The organism is Actinomadura sp. 1N219, assembly GCF_044326405.1.
Taxonomy (GTDB): domain Bacteria; phylum Actinomycetota; class Actinomycetes; order Streptosporangiales; family Streptosporangiaceae; genus Spirillospora.
Window position 1 is genome coordinate 1 of the sequence record NZ_JBIRAY010000024.1, and the last position, 13,625, is coordinate 13,625.

Sequence of the window (13,625 nt, forward strand, 5' to 3'; positions counted from 1 at the left end):
TTGCGGGCGCCGCCACACGACAACCGGATCCACTTCGGCATTTCTACCTAATGGTCAGTTCCCGGTCAGCAGAGCCACTTGCACTGGTCGTACTTGTCCCAGCCCCAGGTGCCCTGGCGGAGGGTGACGTCCATGAAGTCGCCCACCTCCACCATCAGCGGCGGCTCGTAATTCTCCTTTTCCCGGTTCATGAGTGACCTCCCTTCTTGCCGGGGTCCGAGTCCTGTCGAATACAAAGTACCGACGCCCAGAAGTTGGTCACCATTACCCATAGAGTAAGGTCTCAATACATCGTAAGTAAGGTGGAAGCGAACAGGGCTAAAATCGGACTATTCACTCAAAATCCCGACCAGCCCCGAGTCGTGTGGGCAAGTGATCGCCGGTGGGCTCGGATCACTCCCGGACGGGGACCTTCAGGTCGTCCAGCAGGGCGCGGACGCGTTGCTCGATCTCGTCCCGGATCGGACGGACGGCCGCCACATCCCTGCCCCGGGGGTCGTCGAGGGCCCAGTCCAGGTAGCGCTTGCCGGGGAAGACCGGGCAGGCGTCGCCGCAGCCCATGGTGACGATGACGTCGGCCGCCTGGGCGATCTCGGTGGTCCAGGGCTTGGGGAACTCGGCGGTGATGTCGATGCCGGCCTCGCGCATCGCCTGGACGGCGGCGGGGTTGATCTGGTCGCCGGGCTCGGACCCGCCCGACCAGCCGATCGCCCGGTCCTCGGCCAGGTGGGTGAAGAAGCCCAGGGCCATCTGGGAGCGTCCGGCGTTGTGCACGCACAGGAACAGCACGATCGGGGTCGCGCCGGTGTCCTTGCCCTCGACGCGGGCGAGGGCGTGGAGGCGCTGGCGGGCGAACCGCTCGGCGAGCAGCGGCAGGAAGTGCGGCACGGTGGCGCGTCCGGCGAACTGGTCATAACTGGTGTGCAGGTACCGGTCGATGGTCTCGGCGCCGAAGGTGCCGGAGAACTCGTCGGCCAGCCGGCGGGCCGCGGTGAACAGGGCATGCTGCTGATCGACGCTCAGTCCGGCGCGGCGGTACGCCTCGGTGGCCGGGCTCTCGGACGTCGGGCTCTTGGACGACGAGTTGCTGGGCATCGGAACACCCTCCCAGGGGATGGTCGGTCACTCACGGACGGTCAATCGCCGTCCCGGGGACGAACCGCCGTGGTGAGGCGGTCGACGCGGGAGGCGATCTCGGTGAACGCGGTCTCGAACGCGGTGTCGGTGCCGGCGCCGATCGGGTCGGGCACCGACCAGTGCAGTCGCGGTTTGGGGTCGAGTTCCTCGTAGGCGTTGTCGCAGACGGCCACGACCAGGTCGTCTGCGTCGACCACGTCGCGGACGTGCCGCGTCCCGCGCCCGTGGAGGGCCAGCCCGTGCCGGCGCGCGACCGCGACCGCGCGCCGGTGCACGCGCGGACCGGGACGGGTGCCGGCCGACGTCGCGGGGATCGGGCTGCGCTGCGTCCACAAGGCCGCGGCCAACTGCGAGCGCGCCGAGTTGCGGGTGCACACGAACACCACCCGCGACGCCGCGACCGCCCGAACCCATGCGGCCGGAGCCAGCGCGGCGAGCGCCCCGGGCGCCAGCCGCACGTAGGTGCGCCGCCGGTCGGCCTCTGACCGCGTCCTGTCGACCACCCCGGCCTCGGCCAGAACCCGCAGGTGATGGGCCAGCAGGTTGGAGCGCATGCCCAGCACCGCCCCCAGCTCACCGGGCGCGGCGTCGCCCAGCAGCAGGTGATCGACGATGGCCAGCCGGGCCGGCTCACCCAGCGCCGCATGGACGGCCGCCCGCCGCTCGATCTCATTTGCCTCAACCATGATTGAGTCAATACTTGCTGAGAGAACTGGCGCGGTCAAGCCCGCCGGACGGGCTTCGGCCGCCGGGGAGGCGGGTTCAGTGATCGGTGAGGGCAGGCCAGAGGCCGCGGCGTCGATGTGCCTGCTTGCCGCTCGCTGCCCAGAGCCGCACGGCCAGCTCGCCCAGAAAGCGGTCAGCAGGATTTGCGGTAGGGGATGTCGGGGATGTGCTGCTGCCATTCCCGCTTGGAAAGGCGACCGGACTGAGAGCAGAGGGCCCGGACGAGGCGGGTGCGCGCTATGTCATGGACATTGATCCGGCCGTTCTTGTCCACGCTGGTCAATGCCTTGCCGTCGGGGGAGAAGGCCAGTGCGGTTATCTCTCCGATGGATCCGGTGAGCGGGACGCCAAGCTGGGTTCGGGAGCGGACGTCCCACAGTTTGATCTGATAGGTCTCGCCGATGAGAGGTCCGGTCTGGTGGACGGTGGCGACCATGCCCCCGTCCGGTGACAGGGCCGTTCCCGATGCGTCCGTTGCGGAAACCGGTCCCGTGCGCAGGTCCTCGCCCTTGGGACGCAGGGTCCGCGCGTCCCAGAACCTGACCCACGGCGCGCCCCCTCGCGGGAAGGTGTAGAACGTCGTGCCGTCGCGGCTGACCGCGTCGACGATCGCGCCGACGGGGCCCTTGGTCCGGACGAGCCGGCCGCTCGGATGCTCGACCAGGCCGAAGCAGGGCGCGGCGAGGACGGATCCGCCGTCGGGGCGGAAGGTCAGCGAGACCTCGGACGTGCCCAGGATCGCCGTCAGGGCCGAATAGCATCCGATCTGCTCGGTCGTCTCGTACACCTTCTTCATCGTGGTCAGGTTCCAGAACGTCAGGCTGTGTTTTCCGTTCGGCCGGACAACGTAGAACGCGAGCGATTTCCCGTCGGGCGAGAACGCCATCGTCTGCGTCGTCCGTTCGAGCGGCTCGCCGTTGAGCGGGGTCGTCAACCGCCCGAGTCTGGACTTGTTGTTCACATCCCAGATCTCGATGGCGGAGTGGTCGGCGGCGAGGCCCGCCAGCATGGTCGCGTCACGGTTGAACAGGGCCTCGGACATCTGGTGGGCGGCGCCGTCCCAGGTCGCCCGCAAGGTGTGGGTTCGCAGCGACCAGAGCTCGGTCGTGGAGGTGGTGGCGATGCCGACCGTCGACCCGTCCTCGGTGAACCCGCCCTGCGTGTACAGACTCTCGGTGCCCAGCTTCTTCGCTTTGGTCAGGGCGCTGATGTCGAGCGACCGATACGCGCCGTCCTCACCCACGCACCGCATTTCGGAACTGTCGGCAGAGAGCCGGAAACCGGCGTCGGGCCGGCACTCTCCCTGAGTCGTCGAATAGTTCAGAATGGGTTGCCCGCTCACCAGAAAACTGCTGCTGAGCCGCCAGAGCCTTCCGTTGAAGACCGCGTGCCGCCCGTCCGGGGCGAAGCCGAAGACCCCGTCTTCCAGCGGCGTGTCCAGATCGATTTCGTTGTATCCGTACTGCAGGTTGTGGACGCGGACGTCGCCTTTTCCGATCTTGACCGCGACGCGCAGGCCGTCCGGGCTGAACACGACCGGGCCTGAGATCTCGCCCCCGTCCAGGTCGAAGCGGGGAGCGGTGATCTTCTTCTTGGTGTGCGTGTCGTACCAGGTGAAGGGCCTGCCCTTGCCGCTGGACGCGGGCAGGGACACGATCCTCTCGTCCGGGGAGAACGAGGCGTTGAGGTCGGCGAATCCGCCCGACACGGTGATGATCTTCTTGGGTCTGCGCGTGTCCCAGATGCCCAGCACCCGCTGGGAACGGCCCTCCGAATCCGTGGTCAGCTCGCCGATCAGCAGGTAGGTGCCCAGCGGGCTGATCGACACCGTCGGGCCGTACTGGCCCCGGGCGCTCGGATAGGTACGGCCGTCGCGGAGGCGGCCGGTCGCGGTGTCCACCAGCCGCGTCAGCCCGTCCTCCTTGGTGCTGACGGCGGCCGTCCGGCCGTCGGCGGACAGGGCGACGCCGTTGACCGTCGCCTTCGGCGGGGCATAGGCGCTGATCCGCCGCCGGGCGTCGAGGTCCCAGAACTCGACGCGGACGCTGCCCTGCCCGATGCCGCCTCCCGCCGCGGCGAGGACGCGGCCGGCGGCGTCGAGCCTGGCGTCCGAGAACGCGAAGTCGGGCAGTCTGAACATGCCGGCCTCCGCCTGATGCCGCAGCGCGAGAAGCGCCGACCACGACTGCGGGGTCGCGGCCAGGCCCTCGGCCGCGACGGCGAGGCGCCGGGCCAGTTCCGGATTGGAGCGGCGGAGCGTCTGCGCCAGGCCCGCCACCTGCGCGGACGCCGCGCGGTCGCGCTGGCCGGCGATCGTCTGCCGCTGGTCGAACGCGATCGCGGCGGCGCTGACCGCGAGGACCAGCAGAGCGGCCAGGACGGCGGTGAGCACGGTGCGCACCCGGCCGCGCCGCTGCGACAGCGCCAGCGAAGCGTTCAAGAAGGCGCGCTCGGCGTGGTTCGGCGCCAGGTGGACACGACCCGAGGTCAGCCAGGACAGTGCCCGCGCCAGCGCCGACCCCTGATAGAGGTCGCCGGGCTTGCGGCCGTTCTCGTCCCAGCGCCGGGCCGCGACGGTCAGGTCATGGTGGACGGCCAGCCCGTCGCGGTCGGCCCGCACCCACTCGCCCAACCGCACCCAGGAGCGAAGCAGCGCGGCGCTGTGGAGGGTGACGGCCCCGTCGTCGCGCCGGACCAGAACGTCGGCGCCGATGAACGCGTCCAGGACCTCGCCGGCGAGTTCGGCGCCGGTCGACTCGTCGACGAACTCGGCCCGGGACGCGGAGCGCAGCGCGTCCTCCGCCTGCTCGCCGCCGGCGACCATGCGCAGCATGATCCGCGGCACGGCGTCGCGGGCCCCGGCGCCGAGTTCCCCGAACACGCGCTCGGCCTTCTCCGCCCGGGACGGGTCGGACGGAACGGACCGATCGACGGGCACGGTCTGGTCCACGACCTCGGCGAGATCGGCGCGTCCCGCGAGGGTCAGCAGGAGCTGCTCGGACGTCGGCCTGCCGGCCGGATCCTTGGCCAGAGCCGACCGCACCAGACCGCGCAGCGGCTCGTCGAGCGCGGAGGTGTCGGGATCCCGGTGCTCGATCTGGTCGCGGAGCTGATCGAGGGTGGCTCCGTCGAAGGCGTCGTGACCGGTCGCGGCGAACAGGACGACGGCGCCCCAGCCCCAGATGTCGACCTTGGCGTCACCGCGTTCCCTCCGGTACCGCTCGGGCGGCATGTAGCGGAGCGACCCCATGACGACGGCCGTGGTGTCGGACGGCTCCTCGATCCGGGCGATGCCGAAGTCGATCACACGCGGTCCGTCCGGCCCGAGCAGGATGTTCTCCGGCTTGAGGTCCCGGTGAACGACCCCGGCCCGATGCACCGCCACCAGCGCCGTCGCCACGCCCAGCGCCAGGCGGCGCACATTCTCAGGCCCGAAAGGCCCCTTCTCCCACACATCGCGGCCCAGGTCGCGACCTGGCACATACTCGCTGACGACATAGGGCAACGGACCGCTGAGATCGGCATGGAGCACCTTGGTGGTGCAGAACGGCTCCACCCGCCGCCAGGCCCGGATCTCCCTGTCGAACGTCGCGAGATCGGCGTCGCTCACCCGGCGCAGAACCTTGACGGCGACCCGCGCCCCGTCCGGCCCGAAGCCCTCGTAGACGACGCCCTGACCACCCGAGCCGAGCCGGCCGTCGAGATAGTAGTCCCCCAGCTGGTGCGGATCTCCAGGGCGAAGCGGCTCCGACACGGCGATCCTCCCGGCTCCCTGGGATCAATTCGTCCACACCGGCACGTCAGCGGCCATGGTCGTCCAGCCGACCACTCACCGTCTGCGAACATCTGCACACAGCACCCACACACCACCCCGCGAACATGGACGGGTCCGGCGGGGTCAGACGCCGGCGATGGAGCGGATCCAGGCCCGTCCGGCCGGGACGCTGGCGTAGGTCTGCCGGGTCTTGCCGTCGGCGGTGGAGGCCACGCCCACCTGCTGCCCGTTGTGGAGCTCGGGGCCGTCGGCGCACTTGAGCTGGTCGGACGTGGGCCCGCTGGGGTAGCCGGTGCGGCCCCAGCCGCAGATCTGGTTGGTGGAGCCGGTCGGCGGGTCGGTCTCGGGGAGCTGGGCGTAGGTCGTCTGGAGCGGACGGGACAGCCGGAGCAGGGCCAGGTCTCCCCTCGGCGGCACCGAGACCTCGGTCACGCTGATCGTGGTGGCCTGGGAGCGGTGGACGCTGCCGACCCGCACCGAGAGGCTGCTGCTCCTGGTGCAGTGGCGGGCGGTCAGAACCCAGGTCGGCGCGACGATGGAGCCCGAGCAGGCGAACGTCCCGCTCTGGTAGACCGACGCCGCCCATGGGGCGTCGGTGACCGTCTGGCCGCCGATGATCGGCGGCGGGGCGGCGTCCGCGACGGGGAGGGCCATTGCGCTGGTCAGCGCCAGCGCGGCGCCCAGGACGGTGACGGCTCGGCGGACGGTCATGTGCGACTCCTTGCGGGGGACGGGGTGAGAGCGCCCTCAAGGTAAAGCCGCGATCACGCATTCTGTTGCGCACTTACGCCATTGGCGACAATAAGCCTTTCGAGGTATGGCGTTGCGGTCGTGAAGGGCGGCCGTGCGGCCGCGGGATTCGCCGTGGAAGGCTTCAGATCCAGCCCTGTCGCGAGGCGTGCTTCGCGGTCGGCGCGCCTCATTTGCGCCATTGGCGTCGGAGGGACATCATCTCGCGCGGAAACCCGATAGACAATGGACGGCTTGAACGTCAGGCCGCCGGAGGGCGGGTATTTCGCCGCGCGGCCGCCGCGTCTCCATGGTCACAACTTAACGACGATCGGCGGTGCGGGCAGGGGAGCCCTTTAACCGGATGGGGGCGCTACGTATAGTGCACGCGTGGAGCAGGATGGTCTATTTGATCAGCTTATTCTCCTCGGCCTCGGAGAAAATGCGGCCCGGGTGTACGGGCACCTGCTCAAACTGAAGCAGGCGACCGACACGGAACTGGCGGGCGCGCTGGGGCTGCGGGCCGACCGGGTGCGTTCCGCGCTCAAGGAACTGACCACCTGGGGCCTGGCCGGGCGCCATGCGGAGCACGAGTACCGGGCGGTGATGCCCGATGTGGGGCTGGGCGCGCTGGCGCGGCAGCGTGAGGCGGATGTGGAGCGTGCCAGGGTCGCCGTGGGCCACGCCTTCGAGACCCATCGCAGGTCCGCGTGGAAGAACGACGTGGAGTCGCCGGTCGAGGTCGTCACCGGAGCGGCGGTGAAGCAGCGGATACGTCAGCTGGTCAGCAGCGTGCGGCACGAGATCCGCAGGCTCGACCGCCCCCCGCACCTGTTCGGCACCGTCAACCGCGCCGAGCTCGACCAGCTGGAACGCGGGATCGTCTACCGGGTGGTGTACTCGCCGCAGAGTCTGGAGCAGCCCGGCTACCTGTCCGGGAACGTCATGCCGTGCGTCGAGGCCGGGGAGCTCGCGCGGGTCGCGGAGGAGCTGCCGGTCAACATGACCATCCTCGACCACGACCTCGCCTGGATGGCCAGGCCCAGCGACGGCCTGGACGCGACGCTGACGATCGTCTACTCGGGCGGGCTGCTGGAGGCCTTGATCGGCCTGTTCGACATCTGCTGGAAGGTGGCCGTCCCGCTGCACCAGTCGGGCGGCCCCCAGACGACGATCAGGGCCGAGGACCGCCGGCTGCTCGCACTGCTGCACGCCGGGGTCAGCGACTCCCGCGCGGCCGAGGCGCTCGGAATCAGCAGGAGGACGTTCTACCGCCGGGTGGAGCAGCTGATGGCCCTGACGGCGACCACGAGCAAGTTCCAGCTGGCCGTCGCGGCGGCGCGGAACGGCTGGCTGTGACTCCGGCCCGGACGCGCGCCGGACGCGCGCCGGACGGGCCGGACGGGCTGGAAGGGAGCGGAGAGTGAACAGGCAGTCGCCCGACACGTTGCGGAATTCCCTCGCGCAGGCGCTGGACGACGGGCCGTTCAGCGTGGCGCTCCGGCTGGCGATCCAGGCCAGCGGGCTGAGCCTGGACCGGCTCCAGCGCCGGCTGGACGGCCGGGGGATCTCGGTGAGCAGGACCACGCTGAGCTACTGGCAGTCCGGCCGCACCCAGCCGGAGCGGCCCGAGTCGGTGCGCGCCGTGCGCCTCCTCGAAGACGTGCTGGACGTCCCGGAAGGGGCGTTGACCGGCCTGCTCGGGCCACCGCGTCCGCGCGGCCGGTGGAGCGCCCACCCGGCGGCCCAGGCGCCGCGACCGGACCGCACGTGGGCCAGGCCCGAGGGCGTGCTGCGCGTGCTTGCCCAGGTCGGCGCGGCGCCCGAGCACCTGGCCCATCTGCTGCAGCGGCGCCGGAGCGTGCAGGAGCGGCTCGACGCGCATCGCCAGGTCCGCACGCTGACCATGCAGATGGTGGTGGAGTCGCGACGCCCGCAGGTGCGGCGCGCGCTGATCGTCCACCACTTTCACATGGCGGGGGTGCGGGGCCCGGTCATCGAGGACGCCCGCGGCTGGCGGGCGGGCCGGGTCAGAAGCGACCACGAAACCGGCTTCGAGGTGCACGAGATGATTCTGGACCGCCCCCTGGCGATGGGGGAGCGGGCGGTGGTGGAGTACACGCTGGCCTACCCGCCCGGCCACCTGGAGCCGCACTCGCGCCACCGGGTGGAGCCCGGCACGCGCGAGCTTTCCGTGGAGGTGACGTTCGACCGGGCGGCGCTGCCCGCCCGGTGCCGGAGTTTCTTCCAGCCGTCCATCGCCCATCCGAAGGTCACCGCCGAGGACCTGTGGATCGGCTCCTGCACGGCCGCGCTCATCGTCTTCGATCCCGAGCCGGGCCTCCACGGCGTCGACTGGGAGTGGGAGTGACCCGGGCCGCGAGGCCGCGGCTCACCGCAGGACGGAGGGCGAGGTCGCGTTGTGGCGGAGCAGGCGCGGCGCGCCGGTTCCGTCGGCCGGGACGGTGAACAGCGACCGCCGCCCGCCGCCGGTCGGACGCCCGTAGACGACGGACGTGTCGTCGACCCAGGCGGCCTGGTCGTCCACGTCCGCCGTCTCGGCGAGCGGCGTCTCGCGCCCGGTCCGGAGATTCAGGACATGGAGGCGCCAGTGCTCGCCCGCCCGTTTCTTGTAGGCCAGCCGTGTCTCGTCGGGGGAGAGCGAAGGGCATTCGGCGTCGCGGCCGATCGCGGTGAGCGTCCGTGTGGACAACTGCCCGCGGAGCAGCCAGATCCGCTTGGCCGAGCTCATCGTGACGTAGAACGTCTGGTCGTCGGCGGCGAACGTGACGCCCCAGAAGTTCCTGTCCTCGCGCTGGTACGGACGGCCGCCGATGATGACGGTGAAGTCCTCCAGCGAGCCGTGCAGCCTCCTCGTCACGGTGTCGTAGATGCCGGTGGTGGTGGCGAACGCGCCGGGATCGTAGGAGTCGCCGGAGCGGAACACGGTCCAGGCCGTCAGCCGTCCGGTGGGGGAGACTCGGGCCCGGCTGGGCGTGCCGTCGATGCGCGTCGGATCGGCGATCTCCTTCCCTCCGCGCAGGAACGCGGCCTCGAAACCGGCGGGCATCGCGACCGGGCGTAGGCAGATCGTGGTGTCGCGGGCGGTGTAGGCGCGCAGGCACGCGAGCCCGCGCCGGACCGGTGCGGAGGCGGCCCGTCCGGCGGGCACCTGGACGAGGTCGCGGCCGCCGTCCAGGAACATGAGGGTGCCCGGCTCGGCGGCGAGCGCGGCCGACCCGACCGGGCCCTGGTTCTTGGAGACCGACCACGTCACGTAGCCACTGCCTGCGCACAGCAGGGCCACGATCGAACTGAACCCGGCGATCGCGCGTGGGGGGATCTTCATGACGACGGCTGCTCCTTCAGCTCATGGGGTGGGAAGGCGGACGCGAGGACGAGCCCGGCGGCGAGGAGTGCGGCGAAGACCGTGAAGGACGTCCGGAGGTCCCAGCCGCTGGCGAGGGCGCCGAACCCGATCGCGCCGCACATCCGGGCCATGGCCTGCCCGGCCTGGGTGATGCCCAGACCGCTGGCGCGCAGGTGCTCGGGCAGTCGCGGGGCGAGACAGGCCATCAGGACGCCATCCGTGGAGGCGTAGAACAGCCCGTGCAGCAGCAGGACGGCCAGCGCCACGCCCACTCCGCCGGGCCCGCCCGCGAGCAGTCCATAGGCCGTCGCCAGCAGGACATGCCCGACCAGGAACACCCGCCAGCCGCCGACGCGGTCGGCGAGCCGGCCCGCCGGGACGGCGGCCGCCAGGAAGACCAGCGAGGTGCCCAGCGGCAGAAGCGGCAGCGCGGCCACGCCGAGACCGGACTGCCGCTGCACAGCGACGAACACGAAGGCGTCGCCGGCCGTCGCCAGCCCCAGCAGCGCCGCGTAGGGAGCGGCGCGCCGCAGCGGCGGCCGCGCCAGCAGCCGCCATCCGTCCCGCGGCAGCACGCGCGGCCGGGCGCCCGGCGCGACCGTCCGGTCCCGGACGAAGAAGATCAGGATCATCAGGCCGGTCATCGCCAGGCAGAAGCTGACGGCGAAGACCGCGTCGTAGGCCTGCCCGACGCCGGCCACCAGCGCGAAGACCACCATGGGGCCGAGCAGCGCGCCCGCGGTGTCCAGCGCCCGGTGCACGCCGAAGGCGGCCCCGACCTGCTTCGGGGGCGCCGCGGCCGTGATGAGGGCATCGCGGGGAGCGGTCCGCAGCCCCTTTCCGGCACGGTCCACGGCGACGGCCGTGCCGATGCCGCCCAGCATCCCGCCCGCGAGCGGGAACATCAGTTTGCTCGCGGCCGACAGGCCGTAGCCCGCCACGGCCACGGCCTTCGGCCTGGCCGACCGGTCGGCCAGGTGGCCGCCGACCAGGCGCAGCAGCGCGCTGGCACCGGTGTAGAGACCGTCGAGCACGCCGAGGTGCACGTAACTTGCGCCCAGGCCGTACAGCACGTACATGGGCAGGAACGCGGCCACCATCTCGGACGAGACGTCGGTGAAGAAGCTGACCAGGCCCAGGGCCACCACGGTGGCGGGCACCCGCGCCGTCGGACGCCGGGCGGCCGGGGAGGCGCCGGTGGCGCGCACGTTGGACAGATACACGGCTCAGCTCGCCTTCAGGAACAGGGGCCGGCGAGGTCTCGGGGCACGGCCCCGGCGGGGGTCCGGGGGCGCGGCCAGCGGTGCCGCGCCCCCGGGGCCTGGTCAGAAGGTCAGGCTCCACGAGTTCAGGACGCCGTCGTCCTGGTCGAGCGTGTCCTTCACCCGCAGCCGCCATTGCCCCGCGGCGGCCGTCGCCGAGCCGTCCACGGTCGCGTTGATCGCGGGATCGGCTCCGTCCTCCTTGCTGCGGGACGCCTTGATCGGGAAGGTGCGCCCGTCGGGCGCGACCAGCTCGACCGCCAGGTCGCCGCCGTAGGGATGGGTGATGCGCGCGTTGACGCGCAGGTCGGACGGGGCGTTGCCGGTCCGGCCCGAGACCGTGATCGGGCTCTCGGCGGTGCCCCGGTCGGGGATCGGGAACGGGGTGTCGCTGCGGAAGGTGGTCCCGGTGGGCGCCGTGGTGACGCTCACGTCGTCGATCGCCGCCTCGATCAGGCTTCCGGTCCCGTTGTCGGCCGCCTCGGCGACGATGCGGACGCTCTGCCCGGCGAAGGCGGACAGGTCGGCGGTCGCCGCCTTCCAGGAGCCGTCCAGGTCGGTCGAGGCGGTGCCCGTCACGTTCAGGACGGTGGCGGTGGTCGAGCCGACGACCTTGACCCGGAGGAAGTCGTCGGGGCCGGAGTTGTCGCGGTGCGCGAAGTTGTAGGAGAACTTCAACGCGGCGCCGGCTCCGGCGGGCAGGGCGATGGACGGGGACTGGACGCTGGTGACGCCGCCGTCGACGTCATGGATGCCCGGCCCCGATCCGGCCAGCCTGCCGGTGACCAGGGCGTTGGCGCCGCTCGGCGTGGTGCCGAGCTGCTTGACGCCCGCTTCGGCGGTCTCCTCCGGGTCGCCCCGCTCCCAGCCGCCGGCGGTGGCGGTGTCGGTCTGGGCGAAGTTGACGGTCCAGCCCTTGTCGGACTCGAAGTCGTCGGAGAAGCCCGGCGGCTGGACGCCGATGGTGAGCCTGACGGCCGCGGTGTGGGTGAGCGCACCCGACGTGCCGGTCACCGTCAGGGTGTGGCTGCCGTTCGGCGTCCCTTCGGGCACCGACACGTTCAGCTTGGCGTCGGCGCTGCCGCCGCCGGTGACGTCCACCGAGGACGGGGCCACCGTCGCGGTGACGCCGGACGGCTGGCCGGAGACGCTGAGCTGGGTGCTGCCCGCGAAGCCGTTGAGGCTGGTCACCTTCACCGTCGAGCCGCCGGAGGCGCCGGGAGCGACGTTCAGGTCGGCCGGGGCGGCGGTCATCCCGAAGTCGGCCTGGTTCGAGCCCGCCTTGTGGCAGGTCGCGGAGCTGGTGTCGGTGAAGGTGCGGCCGGCGATCGGGACGAAGTCGGCCTTGTAGCCGGTGCTCGACAGCGTCAGTTTCAGCACGCCGTGGGTGTTGGCGTTCTTGGCCTGGAGGTTGGGCGGGTTGGTGGAGCTCACGGAGTAGAAGCTCTTCCCGCCCGTCCCGACGAGGATTTCCCGGATGCCGTTCGGGTCCGCCTTGCCCTGGTGGTCCTGGAGGGCCCACCGCTGGTAGTTGTGGTCGTGACCGGCCAGCATCAGGTCGGCCTTGTGGTCGTACAGCGCCTTCCACAGCGGGCGGGTGCCGGTGGACGGGCTGTGGTTGCCGATGTTGTAGAGCGGGTGGTGCAGGTAGGCCGCGGTGCAGGGTTTGGTGTTGGCGGCCAGGTCCTGGCGCAGCCACTGCTCCTGGGCCGAGCCGGCGCTCATCGAGACGTTGCTGTTGAGCGCGACGAAGTGCCAGTCGCCGACGTCCCAGCTGTACCAGCCCTTGCCGGGTTCGCCGGCGCGGGCGCCGTAGAAGTCGAAGTAGCCCCTGGCGCCGCTGGTCTTGTAGTCGTGGTTTCCGGGCGTGGGACGGGTCTTGTCGAGGAAGGCGCCCCACGTCCGCTTGTAGGGGCCGTTGTACTCGCTGAGCGTCCCGCTGTCGTAGGCGTTGTCGCCGGCGGTGAACACCGCGTCCGGGTTCATGCCGGTGATCAGCTTCGCGGTGTCGGCGCAGGCGCTGCCGCAGATGTCGCCGGCTCCGGCGACCACGGCGTCGGCCTGGGCCAGGTCGCGGGCGCCGGCCTGGAAGCTGTCGACGGCGTACCTGCTGCCGGGATCGGCGAACTTCGGCCGCACCTTGACGCATTCGCCGCGGAACGCCCGGGTGGTGAACACCCGGTCGCGCCACTTGCCGCCGGTGAAGCCGAAGCCGCCGTAGGACCCGGCCACGGTGAGGCTGTCGGCGCCGCGCAGGTCCAGCTCGGTGAAGCGCAGCCTCAGCCACTTGGCTCCGGGGCTGCAGATCTCGCGGGCGGACGCCCGGGAGGACGTGCCGGAAAGGGCGACGGCCTGGGTGCGCGTGTTCTTCTCGGACAGCTGCGGGACGACGGCCCTGGCGGCGGGGAGCGGCGGGGCCGGGGGAGCGGCCGGTTTCTCCTGGGCCTGGCCCTTGAGGGCGTGCGCCGGCGCCGCACTGAGTGCGGCCAGCACCAGCACGAGTCCTGCGGTGCCGGCGATGAGCCGGTGCCGCTTGTCGTGAGGGATCACGATCGTTTTCCTCTCGGCGGGGGGGACGGGGGGTAGAGGCCGATACGGATCCGTGGGCCCACGGCGACTGGAAAGC

At 71.4% G+C, this 13,625-nt stretch carries 10 protein-coding genes; 2 read left to right on the plus strand and 8 right to left on the minus strand.

Annotation, left to right across the window (positions count from 1 at the left end; translation table 11 throughout):
- Nucleotides 1-65 precede the first annotated feature (65 nt).
- The 5 genes from ACH35V_RS39765 to ACH35V_RS39785 form a co-directional block, all read right to left on the minus strand.
- Entirely contained in the window at nucleotides 66-191 is a 126-nt protein-coding gene (locus ACH35V_RS39765; protein ID WP_395980062.1) for a lasso RiPP family leader peptide-containing protein, read from the minus strand.
- Nucleotides 192-393: 202 nt separating this feature from the next.
- A complete protein-coding gene (locus ACH35V_RS39770) occupies nucleotides 394-1,095 on the minus strand; it encodes an arsenate reductase ArsC (RefSeq protein ID WP_395980063.1) in 702 nt (233 codons plus the stop codon).
- Between the two features lie 41 nt (nucleotides 1,096-1,136).
- On the minus strand, nucleotides 1,137-1,823 hold the full coding sequence (locus ACH35V_RS39775) for an ArsR family transcriptional regulator (protein ID WP_395980064.1): 687 nt from the start codon (nucleotides 1,821-1,823) through the stop codon (nucleotides 1,137-1,139).
- 173 nt (nucleotides 1,824-1,996) lie between these two features.
- The gene (locus tag ACH35V_RS39780) at nucleotides 1,997-5,617 is read right to left on the minus strand and encodes a protein kinase (RefSeq protein ID WP_395980065.1); all 3,621 of its coding nucleotides are present in this window, start codon (nucleotides 5,615-5,617) and stop codon (nucleotides 1,997-1,999) included.
- Between the two features lie 144 nt (nucleotides 5,618-5,761).
- On the minus strand, nucleotides 5,762-6,349 hold the full coding sequence (locus ACH35V_RS39785; protein WP_395980066.1) for a S1 family peptidase: 588 nt from the start codon (nucleotides 6,347-6,349) through the stop codon (nucleotides 5,762-5,764).
- Between the two features lie 408 nt (nucleotides 6,350-6,757).
- Here ACH35V_RS39785 and ACH35V_RS39790 point away from each other — a divergent pair, with 408 nt between their 5' ends.
- Together ACH35V_RS39790 and ACH35V_RS39795 are read left to right on the plus strand one after the other, a co-directional pair.
- Complete coding sequence (locus ACH35V_RS39790) at nucleotides 6,758-7,726, plus strand: helix-turn-helix domain-containing protein (protein ID WP_395980067.1); 969 nt, start codon at nucleotides 6,758-6,760, stop codon at nucleotides 7,724-7,726.
- A 64-nt stretch (nucleotides 7,727-7,790) separates the two neighbouring features.
- Nucleotides 7,791-8,738 carry a hypothetical protein gene (locus ACH35V_RS39795; RefSeq protein WP_395980068.1) on the plus strand — a complete coding sequence of 316 codons (948 nt, stop codon included), beginning with the start codon at nucleotides 7,791-7,793 and terminating at the stop codon, nucleotides 8,736-8,738.
- 21 nt (nucleotides 8,739-8,759) lie between these two features.
- Here ACH35V_RS39795 and ACH35V_RS39800 read toward each other — a convergent pair whose 3' ends face one another.
- The 3 genes from ACH35V_RS39800 to ACH35V_RS39810 all read right to left on the minus strand — a co-directional run bounded on the left by ACH35V_RS39800 (nucleotide 8,760) and on the right by ACH35V_RS39810 (nucleotide 13,549).
- Entirely contained in the window at nucleotides 8,760-9,716 is a 957-nt protein-coding gene (locus ACH35V_RS39800; RefSeq protein WP_395980069.1) for a TolB family protein, read from the minus strand.
- Nucleotides 9,713-10,960 carry an MFS transporter gene (locus ACH35V_RS39805; RefSeq protein WP_395980070.1) on the minus strand — a complete coding sequence of 416 codons (1,248 nt, stop codon included), beginning with the start codon at nucleotides 10,958-10,960 and terminating at the stop codon, nucleotides 9,713-9,715. The genes ACH35V_RS39800 and ACH35V_RS39805 overlap by 4 nt, the downstream gene beginning before the upstream one ends.
- 102 nt (nucleotides 10,961-11,062) lie before the next feature.
- A complete protein-coding gene (locus tag ACH35V_RS39810; protein ID WP_395980071.1) occupies nucleotides 11,063-13,549 on the minus strand; it encodes a proprotein convertase P-domain-containing protein in 2,487 nt (828 codons plus the stop codon).
- Between the last annotated feature and the right edge of the window lie 76 nt (nucleotides 13,550-13,625).